The following is a 17,043-nucleotide window of genomic DNA, read 5'->3' as shown; positions in this document are numbered from 1 at the left end:
AGGATCGACCATGAACATTCGTAAGAACATTACCCGTTGGGGACCTACCAGCCTGGCAGTTCTGCTGGCAGCGAGCCTTGTGGGCCCCGTTTATGCACAGCCGTCGGCCGAGCAGGCCGAAAGCACTGCGGCGATTACTGACGACGCCACTGCTAGTGCAGAGCAAGTTGCTGAGGCGCAGGAACTACCGCGCGGCCACTTCCGACTACCCGAGCACGGCGATATTATTGGTGAGTACTACACCGTTACGGTGGAGGACCCCGAAGAGACGCTTATCGACATCGCTCGTCGCCATAATATTGGCTACGAAGAGATTCGCATGGCGAACCCAGACGTTAGCTTATGGGTACCGGGTAAAGGCACCGAGGTAGTGATCCCTGCGCGGTACATTCTGCCGCCTGCGCCACGCGAGGGCGTGGTGGTCAATCTCTCCGAGCTGCGCCTTTACTACTACCCTGCCGACAATCCCGGCATTGTGGAAACCTACCCTGTCAGCGTTGGCCGCGAGGAGTTTGCGACTCCGGTAGGCATCACGCGGACCACGGTCAAAGTCAAAGACCCTGCCTGGGCACCGCCCGCCTCGATGCGTCGTGAAGCGGCTGCAAGAGGCGAGCCTGCACCCGCTATCGTTCCACCAGGGCCTGACAACCCGCTTGGCCGTCATGCCATCTTGCTGGCTATGCCGAGCTACTTGATCCATGGGACCAATCGCCCTGATGGCGTGGGTATGCGTGTCAGCCGTGGCTGTATTCGCATGTACCCGGAAGATATCGAGTCGCTGTATGAACGCCTACCAAGCGGCACTAAGGTAAACCTGATGGATGCGCCTTTTAAAGCAGGCTGGGCGGCAGACGGCACACTGTTTGTGCAATCCTACCCTCAGCTGGAAGAGAACGTAGGCAACTTTGAGCCGCTTCTTAATGCCATTGAGCGGGTCAGCGAACTGGCAGAAGATCAAGCAGAAGTGGATTACGAGCAAGTCAAACGCGCGGTGGAAGCACCAGACGGCCGCTTTGTGGCGCTATATGGCCCGCAAGCACCCGCCCCTGAGCAGGAACCCGAGCCGCAGCCCACTCAGCAGCTAGAGGGAATTTTGGAAGGTGTCGAGCTTTCCACGACCGTTCGAGTTGAAGGCGACGCTTAACGCGCAAAGCGCTAGCCAACAAAAAACCCCGCCGAGGCGGGGTTTTTCACATCTACAGCGACCACCGAACATGCATCATGCTCGGTGCCCAAGCAGAATTACTTCTGCATGGAACGCTGGAACATGCGGTTCATTTCTTCACGGTTCTGCTCAGACATCTGCAGAGCAGCTTGCGCGTCGCGCTGAGCTTGGTTTGCAGTGTTCAGAGCTTGTGAAGCCATGCTGCGTGCTTCTGCGGCATCAGCCTGTGCAGATTCAGCAGTCATGCGAACTTCTTCCAGAGCGCTGGTAGAAGCACAGCCAGCCAGGATTGCCAGAGAAGCGGCAGCGGCAGTCATCTTCAGAGCAGTCTTCAGAGTCATAATGTTCTCCTTGAGTCTTCCTTGGGTACTACGTTAAGGGTATGACAAAAAATAAAGCTAAAGCGTTAGCTTAAATTTGTCTACCTGCGGTGCAGGTTCTTTACAGCGACTTGTACCAGGGTTACGTACCAAGGCACGCAAGTCAAACGCTGTTTTATAATAGACCACAGCGGTTGTCTATAGCCACATATTTAAAACCTAGAACTTCCTTCAACAACACAAGCCTAGCGGATCACCACGCGTGTGCCAACATCTACTAATTCGGCCACACGTACGATCTGTTCATTGGTGACTGCCACACACCCTTGGGTCCAGTGGAAGCTACCATGGATCTCTGGATCACCGCCGCCAACTCCGTGAATCCCAATAGCGCCACCCAACGCAGTATTCTGCGGGGGAGAGCCATAACGCCGGTAGTGGTCAAAATAGGCTTCGTAATCCGCTTGGGAGTAGATACCTTTTTCAAGCGCCATACGTGCGTGAGGTGGCGTAGGATAATCGATACCAATAAAGATATGCCACTGGCTTTCGAAATTAAATCGATTAACTCTGAATTCGCCCAGCGGTGTAACGTTATCGCCGCGAATTCGCTGGGTTTTTGCGCCACCGCGCCCCAATGAAATAGGCGCAAAACGCTCTACCAGCGCATTCCCGCGAAAAATGGTCAGCGTTGCCTCTTTATCGTCAATTAGCACCCACAACTCACTACTGTGGCGTGGCACAGCAGCGCGAGAAAGCAGCGTCTCAACCAAATCGGTTGACTCATAATCATTCACAGCGCTTGTAGCAGTTGCGCTAGCCACTGCTGGCCAGCCCAGTGCCAACGCCAAAAATCGGCGACGGTTCACAGACATTATTTTGCTCTCAAATACAGGCCAGTGTGGCTAGGCCGAGGACACATTAGTGGCGGCTGTTATACCTTATTCACACAGCTATTGTCAGCGTTTCGACCATCAAATTAGCGTTCAGAATAACGAGCAGCACTGAAACAAACTTTAATTCAACGTTCACTAAATATCGTCAAACTCCTGCATGCTCGCGACTAGTTTGCGAGCTTCTGCATTATGACCTTCTGCCAATGCGCTAAAAAACGTCTCCTCGGGCTCAATTTTGGCCCGAGAAGCGCGATGTTCATAAAGGCTTTGCAACTTACGATGGGACTCTACCGCTGTTTTGGTTAGCTCATCAATCGAACCTGCCACGCTCTGCTTTGCCAGAGCATCAAGCTCAGGGGGCTGGGGGAAGTCGCTTGAATCGTCAAACCATATTTCTAACACTCCACGATGATCCGAGCCATCGTGCAACAGCGCCTCAAGCCCTGTTTTCATCTTTAGCTCGCTATCGGCTAGGTAGGTGAGCGCCATGGCTAGGCGCTCATGCTCGGCTTGTTCTGCGCCAGCGCTGTATTGGCGCGCCATGCGGCCATGATAACCCGCTGCCCACTCAATGAGATCTTTGACTTGGTTATAGCGCATCCGTGCCTCCTGTATCGCTGTTTCCATATAACGTGGTGACGAATAGGCACATTTCAACCTATCAGAGTAAGCAACCAGACGCTATTGGCAACCTCTCCCTCTATCACCACCGCACTGCCGCTGGACTACCACTCTTGGCTTGTCTCCCGTAGCGAGGCAATATCACGCTTAGCCGCTTGTAGGTTCTCTAACAGTTGCTCGGCTAACGTCAACTGGCTACCTACCGCAATCATAGAAGGATTTTGCACAGCGCGACGCGCAGCACCATCATCACTGTGCAGCCTCTCTAGCTGCCCCACCAGCCAGTAAAGCCAGCTTTCCGGCTGCTGCATGGCATCGCGTAGACGCTGCAGCTCTGCCACATCGGGGCCGTCACTGGCGAGCAGCGCGCGCCAGTCATGGCTCGTCAACCGTGCGTGCTCGGTTACCTCTTTGAGCAGCGAGCCCAGTGCTAGCTCGAACAGCGCCAGCGCGCTCTCTTCGATGGCCATCCGTCGGGCAGGGCTGTGCTCGTCATCGCATACCGGCAGGCCGACCAGCAGTTCGGCCTGATACAATAACTGGTTAGTACGGGAACGCGGGCTCACTTGCGTTTATCCTCCACGTGCCATTTGCCGCCTTCGAAGGTTGCTTTCCACCCGGTCGCTTTGCCCTCTTCATCTGTCATCACGTACTGCTCTTTGTTTTTACGCGAGAAGCGAATTTGCGCAGGGCGGCCATCCGGGTCTTCGCTTGGCGCATCAAGAATAAAGTGATACTTCTCCGGCAGCTCGTCAGCGTGAGCTTTCAGCTCTTTAACCAGCGGCGGGCGGGTTTCACGATTTTTAGGGAACTTACTAGCAGCCAGGAACAAGCCACTAGCGCCATCCCGTAACACGTAATGATCTTCCACCTTTTGGCAGGCAAGTTCGGGCATGGGAATCGGGTCCATCTTCGGCGGCGCGACGTCACCACTGCGCAGCAGCTTGCGGGTGTTTTTACACTCGCTGTTGGTGCAGCCAAAGTATTTGCCAAATCGGCCAGATTTTAGCTGCATCTCGGAGCCGCACTTATCGCACTCAATGACCGGGCCATCGTAGCCTTTAATCTTGAACTTGCCGCTCTCTACTTCGTAACCGTCACAGTCTGGACTGTTGCCACAAATATGAAGCTTACGAGTTTCGTCAATCAGGTAGTTATCCATCGCCGTGCCGCATTTCGGGCAGCGACGCTTGGCACGTAGGGCATTGGTTTCCGCTTCTTCGCCCGCGTCTTCCGCCACGGCCTCTTCACCAGGAATCAGGTCAATGGTGGTTTTGCAGCGTTCTTTAGGCGGCAAGTTGTAGCCGCTGCAGCCCAAAAACACACCGGTAGAGGCGGTTCGAATCTGCATTTTTCGGCCACAGCTGGGGCAGTCGATATCAGTCGGCACCGGCTGGTTCGGACGCATGCCCTCCTCGCTTTCAGCCTTCATCAGCTCCATGCGGAACTCATCGTAGAAGGCATCAAGCAGCTCCCGCCAATTGCGCTCGCCTTCAGCCACTTCATCAAGGCTGTCCTCCATGCGGGCAGTGAAGGAGTAGTCCATTAAGTCAGGGAAGGACTCTTTCAACCGCTCGGTGACGATATCGCCCAATTTTTCGGCATAAAAACGGCGGTTCTCCAGCTTCACGTAGCCACGATCTTGGATAGTCGAAATAATCGATGCGTAGGTGGAGGGGCGGCCAATGCCCTGCTTCTCTAGTTCTTTGACCAAGCTGGCTTCGGTGTAGCGCGCGGACGGCTTGGTAAAATGCTGCTGAGGGTCGAGTTTTTCTAGCTGCATTGCCGTGCCCGTCGGCAGGTCAGGCAGGCTTTGATCTTCGTTTTTGCCCGTAGGCTTCATTACCCGGGTGTAACCATCAAATTTCAGCACGCGGCCTTTGGCACGCAGGTCGTAGCCATCTACTTCCACACTGAGCGTGCTGGAGAGGTATTCGGCTGGGGTCATCTGACACGCCACAAATTGCCGCCAAATAAGCTCGTAGAGGCGTTCGGCGTCACGCTCCATACCTGCCAAGTCAGTCGCTTTGCGCTCGACGCTAGAGGGCCGGATGGCTTCGTGCGCTTCTTGAGCACTCTCTTTGCTGCTGTATCGATTAGGCGACTCAGGCAAATAGCGCGCACCATACTCATCACCAATAAACGAACGGACACTCTCCACCGCGTCTTTAGATAGGTTGGTGGAATCGGTACGCATATAGGTGATGTAGCCCGCTTCATAAAGCCGCTGGGCCATGGTCATGGTCTTCTTCACCGAAAACCCTAATCGGCTGCTGGCTGCCTGCTGAAGCGTAGAGGTGATAAACGGCGCGGTCGGTTTAGAGCTGGTGGGTTTATCTTCCCGCGAGGTAATCGAGAGCTTGGCTTTGCGCAGCTGCTCAATACGCGCCAGGGTATCCTTTTCAGAGGTGGGACGGAACGGCTTGCCATCCTGGCGAACAAGGGCAAAACGCACCAATTCTCCATCCGGAGAGAGGAGATCCGCATGAACGTCCCAAAACTCTTCGGGAATAAAAGCGCGAATCTCCCGCTCACGTTCCACAATCAGACGCACCGCGACAGATTGTACGCGCCCGGCGGAAAGCCCGCGGGCAATCTTGGCCCACAATAGCGGCGAGAGCATAAAGCCCACTACGCGGTCCAAGAAGCGGCGTGCCTGCTGGGCTTCAACCCGGGGGATGTTCAAGACACCGGGGGCTTTAAACGCATCCTGAATGGCGTTTTTAGTAATTTCGTTGAACACCACGCGCTTGTAGCGGCTATCGTCGCCACCGATGGTTTCGCGAAGGTGCCAAGCAATCGCCTCCCCTTCACGATCCAAATCCGTAGCGAGATAAACAGCATCGGCCTTCTCAGCCAGTTTCTTTAACTCAGCAACTACTTTCTCTTTCCCCGGAAGCACTTCATAGCGCGCTTCCCAGCCGTTATCTGGGTCAATCCCCATGCGTCGAATGAGCTGGTCGTGAGCTTTGCGCTTTTTATACTCCGCCTTCTCTTCCGCCGACATCTTACGCGTTGCCGCGGCCTGGCGTGCACGCTCCTTTGGGTCGGAGGCTGCCTTACCTGAGCCGCTGGTCGGCAGGTCACGGATATGACCTACGCTCGACTTTACGATGAAATCGTTGCCGAGATATTTATTAATCGTCTTCGCTTTCGCTGGCGATTCGACGATGACCAGTGACTTGCCCATAGTGCTCCACTTTTCTATTGCCCAGGCGCTATCGCCCATGCTCTGAATACGTTGCCGCCTCAATGTGTGCTTGGCGACCATGAGAAAAATGCGCCTACCCTACCCCAGCCCTTGATTAAGCGCTAGTAGCAACCGCCTCTTAGGGAGCTAAGCGAACACTAACAACAACGCATTAGCGGCGCGGTGCGTTTTACGATGCTTTTTTGCATCAGGGTAGCTAGACACTAGACTGCCGCTCGGCACTCGGCAACCCAAATCGCCGCCTATCAATGCAAAAGCCCCCGCTAAAAAGCGGGGGCGAAGGCGTCTTAGCAACTTTATCTAACGCTTACGGGGCGAGCTTCTGCGCTGACCAGTCGGCCGGGTGGCTGGCTTTTTCTTTGGCGCCTCTACCGATGATTCTTGGGCCTTTTCAGTGTTACTCGCTTCGGCTGCTATTTCCGCTGTAGCCGCAGTGGAGTCAGATGTGGGCGCTGTTTCAGGGGCTGGCGCCGCCAAGGCAGCCGGACGCGCTTTATCAAACAACGCTTTTACTTGGTCAAACCGGTTAGCGGCATGTTCAGTTAACTCACCGCTAGCGGCAAAGACATGTTCTAAGTGGCTAATATAGTTATCTATCTCCTCACCGGTTTGCCCTTTTAATAGCTCCGGCAACGTATTAAGCGCCTGCTCACGATCAAGCTTCAAAATAAAGAACTGCTCACGCACTAGGCGCTTAAATTCGCTCAAGGAGGTGCTGGGTTCAAGCTCCGCCCGAGAGGCGCGTAGGCGCTTAAAGTTACGCTCATCGGTGGCCGGTGCGCCACCTAGCACATAGATCACTGAACGCATCACGGCTTCATGAGGGCCACCCTGAGCAATTTTATGACGCAGCTCATTTTGGCGGTTTTCAATAAAGCGGCGGTGCTCAGGCTCTGCGCCAGGACGGCGGCGATGTACATGGGCATCCCCGTACAAGCCAACAGCGGCCTGGAGCAGCGGTTGACCATAAATATCCATAAACAGGCGCTCGGTTGAGCTATCGCGCAGGTCACGCCATGCATTCAGGCTCACTACAATTTGATCAGATGCCATGAGCTCTAGCGCTTTAAATATGTTGTCCTGCTCCACCGGCTGACGATGGCGGCGCACGTAGTCGGCCATAACCGGTAGCGGCACCGTCAGCGGGTTACGGTCTGACATGAGCTTGTAGCCCAGGCGAATGGGGTGCATACGCCGTATCCAGCGCGCCGCCTCGGGCGTCATGATGGACTGTATCCACGGCTGCACGTAGAGACGATAAAACCCCAGGTTAATTTCAGAGATGCGGGCAACGGTGGCGAAGCGCCGATCATCCTCCGGCTGATGCATCACGTCACGATCAAGCTCTTCGAAGTTGCGCGGCGCAAATTCCAGCAGATAGTCACGCTCAATCAGCTCGGCGTCTGTGTGTTCGTCGGCATGAGAAATCGTCGTTTCGTACAGCCCTGGCGGCATCACATCGATGTAGTCCATGTTGGCCGTAAATTCGGAGTGCTCTTTGCGGGAAACACTGCCAGATACGAAGATTCCCAGGTGCCCAGTGGTATCATGCAAGCAGTAAATAATCGTCTGCTCATTCGCAATGATATCCTCTTCGCCCGCGTACAGATCACGAATCCACCCCAGGGCCTGAGGCGGTGGCGTAATATCGTCCCCCCGTGAGCAAAACACCACCACAGGCGAGCGTACATTACGCAGATCAATACGCCGTCCATCGCGGGTAACCAGTTGCGCCGTAGAAAGGCGATTGCCGACAAATAAGTTATCGACAATGTACTGGATCTCATTACCGCCCAGCACCACATGACCACCCCACCAGCGTTCAAACTCTAAATAGCGTTTGGACTCGGTATCAATATTGGCATACAGGTGGTACTGCTTTTTCCAGTAGGTATTAGCCGGGTTGAGGCGCTCAAAGTTCTGAACCAGCCACGCCCCATCAAATAGGCCGTTGCCGATATCACTGGTCAATGCAGTAATCCAACTTCCCCCTGTCATACCGCCGGTATAACGCATGGGCGCCTTGCCATGCTCGCCAGCCCAATAAGAGAGCGGTGCACCAGCGATTAAGATTGGCCCAAATACTTCAGGCTCAAGGGCGGCGGCCATCATGATTTGCCAGCCCGCTTGGCAGTTACCAACCACCATCGGTTTTTCAGTGGTTTCCGGGTGTAGCGCAATCACGTGGCGCAAAAAGGCCACTTCCGACTCCACCACATCTTCCACCGTTTGGCCTGGCTCAGGGAAAGGTAAAAAGCCGATAAAGTAGCAGGGATGGCCCGCTTTTAGCGCGACACCGAGTTCGCTATCAGGCTTAAAACCGCCGATACCAGGGCCATGGCCTGCACGCGGGTCAATAACAACAAAGGGGCGTTTTTGTGGGTCAATCTGGATATTCTTAGGCGGCAATACCCGCAGTAACTCATAGTTAGTCGGATTAGGCAGCGTACGGCCATCCACTAACACCTCGGTTTCAAAGCCGAGCACATTGGGCTTCGTTTGCTCCATGTGTTCGAGATACTGGTTGCCGCGCTCGCGCATGACATCCCAATAAAGGATGTTGCGCTCTACACTGTCACGCCAGTAGCTAACCGCGGCACGACCAAACCCAAAAGGGTCCATCATGCTAGCGAGAGCTTCACCGCCCGGTAACGCCGCGGAATCATTCGATGAGCCAAACCAAGGAGCAGCAAGCGCATTGGCGGTAAGCAAAGGATTAGCGAGAAAGTTCATATATTCTCCCATTGGGTTGATGCATGGCACCAATCCCGAAGCAATGATGCTGCAATGCAATATAGTTTAGGCCACTCCTTGCCTAACGTCGATGATTACCCCCCATTTTCCAACAACTGCCTTATTGATCGAAACGTACACCGTTTATATACCGCCAAGCTTTCAAGGCGGTAGCCCTAAATCAGTGATAGCATTTCGACGCTGAGGCCAAGCCCTATATAACAGGCCTTATACAGTGCGCTTTTTTACCGAGGAAGTTTACCCTGAGGTGGTTATGTCATCCCCCACGCTGCTCAACCGCTTAACGTTTCGACAGCTACAAGTGTTTCAGGCAGTGCATCAACAACGCTCCTATTCACGGGCCGCCGAGCAGCTCGGCCTGACACAACCAGCCGTGAGCGCGCAGATTCGACAGCTTGAGCAAGCGTTGGGGCAGCCTCTCTTTAAGTATGCGGGGAAAACTCTCCACGTGCTGCCAACGGCCGATACACTGGCCCTCTCTACGCGGGAAATCTTTGGTCAGCTGTCGCGGCTGCAAATGAGCCTTTCAGACATTAACGGCAAGATCAGCGGCAAGTTGAACGTCGCTGCCGTCTCCTCCGCGCAGTATGTCGTGCCCTATGTGCTGGCTAAATTTCGCGCACGATACCCGGATGTTCAGTTGCGTTTAAAGGTGTGTAACCGCAGCCAAGCACTTGAGCGGCTGGCCGAACAACAAGACGACGTGGTGATCATGGCCATGGTGCCAGAAGACGACGGCTTGGTGGTTATGCCAATTCTTGAAAACGAGCTTGTGGCGGTAGTGTGGCCAGAACATCCTCTGCTAAGTATGCCCAATCCAACGCTGACGGATTTCGCACGCCATTTCGTACTAATGCGCGAACCAGGATCAGGGGTGCGCAGTGCCTTCGAGCAGCTCGCCGTGGATCAGGAAGTGGGGCTGGCCCACCGTATCGAGCTGGGCACCAACGAAGCTATCAAACAAGGAGTCATGGCTCACCTGGGCGTCGCCGTGTTGCCCCGCTTAGCCGTACAGCGCGAGCTCGAACAGGGGTTGCTAGCTACCCTGGAACTGCCCAACTTCCCCATTCGCCGCGCTTGGTGCACGGTGTATCGCCGAGACCACTTTCCCACTCCGGTAGCAGAGCTCTTCCTGCGTTTTGTGCGTGAGCATCTGAGCGAGTTCCAGCGCCACTTCCAAGCGACTGGCAGCCCGCTTCCTAGCCATGGAGTTTCCTGCTTACCCGCCCTGTCACTGGAATAGGATCACTAGCGGTTCTACGGTGTCTTGTTGATTGCCAAATATGTTACATTATTTACAACCTACGTATCAGTTAGCGTTACTCAGGGCATGGTAAACAGTTGCATCGCGGCCACATTTTGCACGTATATTTTTCGTGATGCGTCGCTCGGATTTTCTGCTTACCAGCCGCACAGTAGAGAGGCTCTCTCCTATGAGCAACACCCCTTCCCAGCGCGTGCCCAGCGGCGAAAAATTCCGTAACGAACATGGCATGACGGTGATTAAAGATGGCATGAAGCAGCGCAAAGCGCAGGCAGATGCCCCTTCACTTGAGCGCAAGCCAAAGTGGCTGCGCGCGCAAATTCCCGGCGGCGAGCGTTTTGAGGCCGTTAAGAAAAACGTGGCGACGCACCGGCTCAGCACCGTTTGCGCTGAATCCCATTGTCCTAACATGGGTGAATGCTGGAGCAATGGTACCGCCACCATTATGTTGATGGGCTCAGTATGTACCCGCGCTTGCCGCTTCTGTGCGGTTGATACTGGCAACCCTAAAGGTTGGCTGGATCACGAAGAGCCGGAAAATACCGCCAAATCCGTCGAGCTAATGGGTCTTCGCTATATCGTGCTGACCTCAGTAGACCGTGACGATCTAGACGATGGTGGCGCCACCCACTACGCCAACTGTATTCGCGCCATTAAAGCGCGCACGCCGGAGGTGGTTGTTGAGGCGTTAACGCCTGATTTTGATGGCGATAAAGCCGCTATTGAGCGCGTGGTCGATTCAGGGCTTGAGGTGTTTGCGCAAAACGTTGAGACCGTTGAGCGGCTGACCAGCAAAGTGCGCGACCCTCGCGCTGGCTACCGCAAAACGCTCGACGTATTGGCCCACGCCAAGCAGTATCGCCCCGACATCATCACCAAAACCAGCTTGATGCTGGGGCTGGGAGAAACGGACGAAGAGATCCTGCAAACCTTCGACGATTTGCGTGAGATTGGTGTCGATATCGTGACGTTAGGCCAATACCTGCGCCCAACCAAAAACCACTTGGCCGTGGAGCGCTGGGTAAGCCCAGAAGAGTTCGAGCGCTATCGCGTACTAGGCCTTGAGAAAGGCTTTATGGAAGTGCCATCCGGCCCGCTGGTACGCTCTAGCTACCGGGCAGACCGCGTGTTCGAAAAGAACAACTTGGGTCTTGCCGCTCCTGCGGCCATTCCAGGTCAAGAGCCGGACAGCAACCGCATCCCCGCCTTCAACGTCGGCTAACTCGCCGCGGACTGCCTGCATACAGCGCTCTGCAGGCAGTCTTCGTTACTCAGGCACCACCAAGGTACGCTTCAGTCGCGCGGCCAACGCCTGCGCAAGCCGTTCGCCAACGTCTTTACCATTAGTCCCGTCTTGTCCATGAGAGAGATCGACCAAATCGGCAAGACGAGTGACCTGCATACCCGCGTAGCCACAAGGATTGATACGCGCAAACGGCGACAGGTCGCCGTCGACGTTCAGCGCGACGCCATGGTAGCTGGCCCCACGACGAATACGCAGGCCGAGCGAGGCGATTTTGGCCTCCCCCATGGCCGTTTCTACGTAAACCCCCGGCGCATCGGGCTTGGCCCAGCCGCGCACTCCATACGCGTCTAGCACGTCGATCACGGCATTTTCGAGCGCCGTGACCAAGTCGCGCACGCCGATCTTGCCCCGACGCACGTCCAGCAGCGGATAGAGGACCACCTGCCCCGGCCCGTGATAGGTAACCTGTCCGCCCCGGTCGGTATTGACCACAGGAATATCGCCCGGCATCAACAGGTGTTCTGGCTTGCCCGCCTGCCCTTGGGTAAATACAGGCTCATGCTCGACCAGCCAAAATTGATCCGCCGTGTTTTCATCGCGCGTGTCGGTAAGCTCACGCATGGCTTCCCATACTGGTAGATAGGGGCGATAGCCGAGGCGGTGCAGAGCAATCGGGGCGTCGTCGCTCATGGTCATACCACCATGTGCACGCGGCCAGTGGCCTTCAGCTCGTTGAACAGTTGGCTCAACTGCTGCTCCCCTGTGGCCACGATGGTGACTCGAACGGACTGGAAACGACCATTGCGACTATCCACGACTTCCAACGTGGTCTCATCGAAGTCAGGCGCGTGACGCACGATGACTTGACACACGGTGGCTGGAAAATCGTCAGCCGCATCGCCCACGACCTTTAACGGGTAATCGCACGGGAAGGTAATTTTGGGTGGCTCTTTCGCCACGGGCTGGCGTAAATCACGCAGCCCTTGCTTGGCACCTTTTTTCATAACTCGCCTTTACATTAAGTGAATCGTTGGGCTAATCCCAATAAATAAGGCCCAACCTCTCACAATACAAGGCGTATGTGAGAAGCTGGGCCCAACACTGGCCGTTTAGCTGGTGAAATTACTGATCAAGTTGCTGAAGAAACGCTGCACTTGATCGAACAGGCGCTTGAACAGCCCACCCTCTTCGATGTTTTCCAGCGCGACGAGCTGGCGCTCCCCCACCATCTCTTCGCCTAGATAGACTTCCAGCGTACCAACGTCATCACCTACTGCCACAGGTGCTTGAATGTCAGCATCCAAATTTAGACGGGCGCGGAGCTCTTCATTGCGATTGCGGGGCAGCGTCATGAAAACTTCTTCATCCACCCCCACACGTAGCTCGTTGATGTCCCCGCCCCACACGCGCGGCGTTGCCAGCACGGCGCCGCGCTCATAGAGCTTCATGGTTTCATAGAAACGGAAGCCATAGCTCAGAAGCTTTTGCGATTCCTGGGCACGCGCCTCTTCGGAACTGGTGCCCATCACCACGGAGATCAGACGCATGCCATCACGCTGCGCCGAAGCGACCAGGCAGTAACCTGCTTCGGTGGTCCAGCCGGTTTTCAGGCCGTCTACGGTCGGGTCGCGCCACAACAGGCGGTTACGGTTCGGCTGATCGATGCCCGCAAACGAGAAGTTACGCTGTGAATAGATGGCGTAGTGCTCGGGATAGTCGTTGATAATGTAACGAGACAAACGCGCCATATCATGGGCGGTCGAGTAGTGATTCTCATGGGGCAAGCCAGTGGCATTCATGAAGTGGGTATCGTTCATGCCCAAACGCGTGGCGTGCTGATTCATTAGGTCGGCAAACGGCGCTTCACCGCCCGCCAGATGTTCTGCCATGGCCACGCTGGCATCGTTACCCGAGACGATGATGATGCCATGAAGCAGATTATCCACCGAAACACGATCGCCCACTTCGATGAACATCTTCGAGCCGCCGGTACGCCAAGCGTTTTCGCTGATATTGACCATATCGGTCAGGTTGATGGTGCCACGATCTAGCTCACGTTCGACCAGGTACGCGGTCATCAGTTTGGTCAAACTTGCAGGCGGCAAACGCTCATCGGCATTGTGCTCTGCAAGAATGCGACCACTGTTGGCGTCCATCAAAATCCACGAACTCGCGGCAAGCTGCGGTGGTGCAGGGATGATCGTTTGGGGTTGAGGGATCACCTGAGCCATCGCCGGGGCGACGACGGCCGTCATCGCTGCGAAGAGGCAGAGCTTGGCGGTACGGCGGATTGACATCATTACATTCATCACATACTTCTCACTAACAAAGAAAAATGGCGGCGCATGATACGCCACTTGGGCACATGTAGAGAGCGATTATCTCACGACAAATACTTGAGGAAAGCCTGCGCGACGAAGTTCTTCACGAGCCTGTGTCTCTTGACTGGGACTGACGGGGCCGACCTGAACGCGGTGAACGTCGGTCTCACTTTGCACTCGAACGCCGCGGGGTAACTCATCCGACAGCCGCTGCTGTAGCTGCTGCGCTCCTTCGGCACTCCCCAACGCAGCCACCTGCAAATAGACGGCATGACCACTGCTCGGCTCGGCTGACGCTGCCCTAACAGGCCGAGTCTCAGAAACAGGTGTGGAAGCCGCAGCGGCGGGGGCCGCCGATGTGGCTTGGGGGGACGAAACGCTGCCCCCTCGACCACGCTCGGCTAACCACTGAGCAGGGTCGATCGCCTCGACGCGCACGGGCCCGGTTCCGTTTTCGAGAATCCCCAAGCGTGCTGCCGCCGCATAAGAGAGGTCGATTTCACGATCGCTATGGAACGGGCCGCGGTCATTGACGCGAACGATCACCGAGCGTCCGTTGTTCAAACTGGTGACCCTGGCAAAGGTGGGCAGCGGGAGCGAGCGGTGAGCTGCCGACATTTTGTACATGTCGTAAATCTCACCGTTGGACGTGGCGTAGCCGTGGAATTTTTCACCATACCAAGACGCCGTACCCTGGCGCGCATAGCCGCGTGAGTCGGGCAGCACGTGATAGGTTTCGCCCCACACTTCATAGGTGGAACGGTTGCCCGCCCGGGAAGGCGCTTCGATTCGCGGCTCGGCATCGGGTACGGTGCTGACATCCGGCGGCGCAACCGGGTAGGCATCGCCAGTCATCGCATAGCGCTCGCCACTGGCAGCCGCCGGAGCAGCAGGCGCGGAGCTTGAAGCACCTACCTCACCGCCTGCACGCTGCGGCGCTTGGCTGGCACACCCGCTCACCAAGGCAGCTAACAGCAGCGAGCCGCTTAGGTAGCGCATATTGATTCGCAGTTTAGTCATGCTCAGCCTCAGCTTGCTGCTTGATAGCCTCTGCCAGTTCGGCGACTGCCATGGCGTAGAGGTGGCTATGGTTATAGCGGGTAATCACATAGAAATTGTACTCACCCAGCCGGTAGCTTTCCTGGCCATCGGCATACTCCAGCACCAGTGGCACCACTGGCGTATCGGGCGTTAAGGAAGTTTCCGTCACCACACCCTGCTCAGCGGCTTCGGCAGCCGTCGTGCTTGGGCGCACCGTCTGATTGAAGCTCAGCGCTTCAGGGAGCTCTTCAGGGCCTTCGGCTTCATGGTAAATCGCGCCGCCTCGTTGCCAACCATGCTCGGCGAAGTAATTGGCAACGCTACCAATCGCATCGACCGGGTTATTCCACAGATCGCGCTTCGCGTCACCGTCAAAATCGACGGCGTACGCTTGATAGCTGGTAGGTATGAATTGAGGGTAGCCCATGGCCCCTGCATAGGAGCCGTAGAGCGACTCGGGTGCCACCTCTTGCTGATAGGCGATGGTCAAAAAGGCCGCTAGCTCGCCGCGAAAGAAATCGCCGCGTACCGGGTGGTGAAATGCCAGCGTGGCGAGAGAGTCCAACACTTTATGACGCCCTTTGTGGCGACCGTAGTAGGTCTCTACACCCATGATGGCGGTAATCACTTCCGGCGGCACGCCGTATTCCGACTCGGCACGCGCCAGCGCATCGGCATGGGCCTTCATGAACGCAACCCCTTCGTCGATACGCTGCTCGGTTAGAAAAATATCGCGATACTCGAACCAGCGCAGCCGACGCTCGGCCGCGCCTGCCATGGCATCCAACACTTCCTGTCGATAGCTTGCCTGAGCCAGCGCTTGCTCCAGCCACGCATTTGGCACGCCCTGCTCGGCCAGCTCGTCAGCCAGTTGCTGGGTTTGCGGATTATGCTGCGGATCGAAACTGACCGTTTCCTCAGCGACGACCGCTGGGGCCGAACACGCTACTAGCATGGCAATGGCATAGCCACCCACTTGACTTCGCGCCCTGTTCATTTGCTCACCACTCCTGTGAATTCATACTGCCACGACCTTGACCGTCAGCGTGGCAGTAACCGCCGATGGGCGTGTATGGACATGAGAATACCGAACCCCGCTAACAAGGTCACGCTAGAGGTGCCGCCATAACTGACCAGTGGCAGCGGCACGCCCACCACCGGCAAAATGCCGCTCACCATACCCACATTGACAAATACATAGATAAAAAACGTCAGGATAATACTGCCCGCAAACAGCCGCCCAAAGGTATCTTGGGATGACGATGCCAGCCATAAGCCGCGGCCTACAATCATGATATATAGTGTTAGCAGCAAGAGCATACCCACCAGGCCGAACTCCTCACCAAGTACAGCAATAATAAAGTCGGTATGTCGCTCTGGCAGGAACTCAAGCTGAGACTGCGTTCCTTCCAACCACCCCTTTCCCCACAGCCCGCCGCTGCCAATAGCCGTGGTGGATTGAATAATGTTCCACCCTGAGCCCAACGGGTCGCTATCAGGGTCTAAAAATGTCAGTACCCGCTGGCGCTGGTAGTTGTGCATGTTCATCCATAGTACCGGCAGGCCCGCCGCGCCCAGGGCCGCGACCAAGCCAATGAGCTTCCAAGAGAGCCCAGCCAGAAGCACCACAATCACCGCAGCACTAGCCACCAGCAGCGATGTCCCAAGGTCAGGCTGGATAGCCGTGAGCACCACGGGCACGCCGATAATCACCGCACACACCACAATATCACGCAGCCTAGGCGGCAACTGGCAGCGATTTAAGTAAGCGGCCACCATGAGCGGTACGGCTAACTTCATCATCTCAGAGGGCTGAAAACGGATGACCCCCGGAATTTCCAGCCAACGCTTGGCACCCATACCTACATCGCCGACAACTTCAACCGCCAACAGCATCGCTAGCCCAGCACCGTAAGCCAGCGGGGCCCAGCGTAAAAAAGTTGAAGGGGAAAATTGTGCAATAATCACCATGCCAGAAAGCGCAATACCAAAGCGCATGGCTTGGGCAATCACGGTGTCGATACGCTGCCCGGAAGCGCTGTAAAGCACCACCAAACCGCCACCCATCAACACCAACAGCATCCCTAGCAGCCAAGGGTCGAGGTGGATACGCTCCCAAATACTTTTGCGACGGGCAATACCGCTATCAGGCGGGCGTACCGGATAACGGCGCAGCGAGCGGGTAATCAGTTGCCAAGGCATCG

The 17,043-nt window shown here is 55.9% G+C and carries 15 protein-coding genes; 3 read left to right on the top strand and 12 right to left on the bottom strand.

The features are described 5' to 3' along the window. Positions 1-10: 10 nt before the first annotated feature. The gene (locus tag L1249_RS06735; RefSeq protein ID WP_044628071.1) at positions 11-1,144 is read left to right on the top strand and encodes a L,D-transpeptidase family protein; all 1,134 of its coding nucleotides are present in this window, start codon (positions 11-13) and stop codon (positions 1,142-1,144) included. Between the two features lie 98 nt (positions 1,145-1,242). Here the strand turns inward: L1249_RS06735 and L1249_RS06730 are convergent, their stop codons facing one another. The 6 genes from L1249_RS06730 to L1249_RS06705 form a co-directional block, all read right to left on the bottom strand. Continuing rightward, positions 1,243-1,506, bottom strand: coding sequence for an Lpp/OprI family alanine-zipper lipoprotein (locus tag L1249_RS06730; protein ID WP_016914087.1), 264 nt, complete (start codon positions 1,504-1,506; stop codon positions 1,243-1,245). Positions 1,507-1,730: 224 nt separating this feature from the next. Next, positions 1,731-2,363 carry a L,D-transpeptidase family protein gene (locus tag L1249_RS06725; protein WP_089674789.1) on the bottom strand — a complete coding sequence of 211 codons (633 nt, stop codon included), beginning with the start codon at positions 2,361-2,363 and terminating at the stop codon, positions 1,731-1,733. A gap of 153 nt (positions 2,364-2,516) precedes the next feature. Beyond that, positions 2,517-2,981, bottom strand: coding sequence for a 2-hydroxyacyl-CoA dehydratase (locus L1249_RS06720; RefSeq protein WP_137093774.1), 465 nt, complete (start codon positions 2,979-2,981; stop codon positions 2,517-2,519). A 125-nt stretch (positions 2,982-3,106) separates the two neighbouring features. After that, a complete protein-coding gene (locus L1249_RS06715) occupies positions 3,107-3,568 on the bottom strand; it encodes a DUF6586 family protein (RefSeq protein WP_137093772.1) in 462 nt (153 codons plus the stop codon). Next, positions 3,565-6,192 carry a type I DNA topoisomerase gene (gene topA, locus L1249_RS06710; protein ID WP_228168813.1) on the bottom strand — a complete coding sequence of 876 codons (2,628 nt, stop codon included), beginning with the start codon at positions 6,190-6,192 and terminating at the stop codon, positions 3,565-3,567. Before topA ends, L1249_RS06715 begins: the two co-directional genes overlap by 4 nt. 321 nt (positions 6,193-6,513) lie before the next feature. After that, on the bottom strand, positions 6,514-8,946 hold the full coding sequence (locus L1249_RS06705; protein WP_228168814.1) for a DUF3141 domain-containing protein: 2,433 nt from the start codon (positions 8,944-8,946) through the stop codon (positions 6,514-6,516). Positions 8,947-9,220: 274 nt separating this feature from the next. On the opposite strand from L1249_RS06705, the gene L1249_RS06700 reads away from it, so the two are divergent. Further along, a complete protein-coding gene (locus L1249_RS06700) occupies positions 9,221-10,210 on the top strand; it encodes a LysR family transcriptional regulator (protein WP_062359427.1) in 990 nt (329 codons plus the stop codon). Between the two features lie 190 nt (positions 10,211-10,400). Further along, complete coding sequence (gene lipA / locus L1249_RS06695; protein WP_044628077.1) at positions 10,401-11,453, top strand: lipoyl synthase; 1,053 nt, start codon at positions 10,401-10,403, stop codon at positions 11,451-11,453. Between the two features lie 45 nt (positions 11,454-11,498). Here lipA and lipB read toward each other — a convergent pair whose 3' ends face one another. The 6 genes from lipB to rodA all read right to left on the bottom strand — a co-directional run bounded on the left by lipB (position 11,499) and on the right by rodA (position 17,041). Then, positions 11,499-12,167, bottom strand: a complete 669-nt coding sequence (gene lipB / locus L1249_RS06690) for a lipoyl(octanoyl) transferase LipB (protein ID WP_137093759.1) — start codon at positions 12,165-12,167, stop codon at positions 11,499-11,501. Between the two features lie 2 nt (positions 12,168-12,169). Further along, positions 12,170-12,481 (bottom strand): HP0495 family protein, encoded by a 312-nt coding sequence (locus tag L1249_RS06685; RefSeq protein WP_044628079.1) that lies wholly within the window; start codon positions 12,479-12,481, stop codon positions 12,170-12,172. A gap of 105 nt (positions 12,482-12,586) precedes the next feature. Beyond that, positions 12,587-13,786 carry a D-alanyl-D-alanine carboxypeptidase family protein gene (locus tag L1249_RS06680; protein ID WP_058577796.1) on the bottom strand — a complete coding sequence of 400 codons (1,200 nt, stop codon included), beginning with the start codon at positions 13,784-13,786 and terminating at the stop codon, positions 12,587-12,589. Between the two features lie 69 nt (positions 13,787-13,855). Further along, the gene (locus tag L1249_RS06675) at positions 13,856-14,818 is read right to left on the bottom strand and encodes a septal ring lytic transglycosylase RlpA family protein (protein WP_044628081.1); all 963 of its coding nucleotides are present in this window, start codon (positions 14,816-14,818) and stop codon (positions 13,856-13,858) included. Then, positions 14,811-15,836 (bottom strand): lytic murein transglycosylase B, encoded by a 1,026-nt coding sequence (gene mltB / locus L1249_RS06670; RefSeq protein ID WP_054640990.1) that lies wholly within the window; start codon positions 15,834-15,836, stop codon positions 14,811-14,813. The genes L1249_RS06675 and mltB overlap by 8 nt, the downstream gene beginning before the upstream one ends. Before the next feature lie 44 nt (positions 15,837-15,880). Beyond that, on the bottom strand, positions 15,881-17,041 hold the full coding sequence (gene rodA / locus L1249_RS06665; RefSeq protein WP_044628083.1) for a rod shape-determining protein RodA: 1,161 nt from the start codon (positions 17,039-17,041) through the stop codon (positions 15,881-15,883). Positions 17,042-17,043: the final 2 nt, after the last annotated feature.

The sequence above is a fragment of the Halomonas sp. Cn5-12 genome (genome assembly GCF_021532545.1).
In the GTDB taxonomy this organism is placed as follows: Bacteria; Pseudomonadota; Gammaproteobacteria; order Pseudomonadales; family Halomonadaceae; genus Vreelandella; species Vreelandella aquamarina.
The sequence above is the reverse complement of the archived record's forward strand: the minus strand, read 5'-3'. Positions and strand labels throughout refer to the sequence as shown.

What these genes read in the sequence shown, in the direction of transcription:
- L1249_RS06735 (WP_044628071.1), top strand. Translation starts at nt 11, where the DNA reads ATGAACATTCGTAAGAACATTACCCGTTGGGGACCTACCAGCCTGGCA.
- L1249_RS06730 (WP_016914087.1), bottom strand. Translation starts at nt 1,506, where the DNA reads ATGACTCTGAAGACTGCTCTGAAGATGACTGCCGCTGCCGCTTCTCTG.
- L1249_RS06720 (WP_137093774.1), bottom strand. Translation starts at nt 2,981, where the DNA reads ATGCGCTATAACCAAGTCAAAGATCTCATTGAGTGGGCAGCGGGTTAT.
- topA (WP_228168813.1), bottom strand. Translation starts at nt 6,192, where the DNA reads ATGGGCAAGTCACTGGTCATCGTCGAATCGCCAGCGAAAGCGAAGACG.
- L1249_RS06705 (WP_228168814.1), bottom strand. Translation starts at nt 8,946, where the DNA reads ATGAACTTTCTCGCTAATCCTTTGCTTACCGCCAATGCGCTTGCTGCT.
- L1249_RS06700 (WP_062359427.1), top strand. Translation starts at nt 9,221, where the DNA reads ATGTCATCCCCCACGCTGCTCAACCGCTTAACGTTTCGACAGCTACAA.
- lipA (WP_044628077.1), top strand. Translation starts at nt 10,401, where the DNA reads ATGAGCAACACCCCTTCCCAGCGCGTGCCCAGCGGCGAAAAATTCCGT.
- lipB (WP_137093759.1), bottom strand. Translation starts at nt 12,167, where the DNA reads ATGAGCGACGACGCCCCGATTGCTCTGCACCGCCTCGGCTATCGCCCC.
- L1249_RS06685 (WP_044628079.1), bottom strand. Translation starts at nt 12,481, where the DNA reads ATGAAAAAAGGTGCCAAGCAAGGGCTGCGTGATTTACGCCAGCCCGTG.
- L1249_RS06680 (WP_058577796.1), bottom strand. Translation starts at nt 13,786, where the DNA reads ATGAATGTAATGATGTCAATCCGCCGTACCGCCAAGCTCTGCCTCTTC.
- L1249_RS06675 (WP_044628081.1), bottom strand. Translation starts at nt 14,818, where the DNA reads ATGACTAAACTGCGAATCAATATGCGCTACCTAAGCGGCTCGCTGCTG.
- mltB (WP_054640990.1), bottom strand. Translation starts at nt 15,836, where the DNA reads ATGAACAGGGCGCGAAGTCAAGTGGGTGGCTATGCCATTGCCATGCTA.
- rodA (WP_044628083.1), bottom strand. Translation starts at nt 17,041, where the DNA reads ATGCCTTGGCAACTGATTACCCGCTCGCTGCGCCGTTATCCGGTACGC.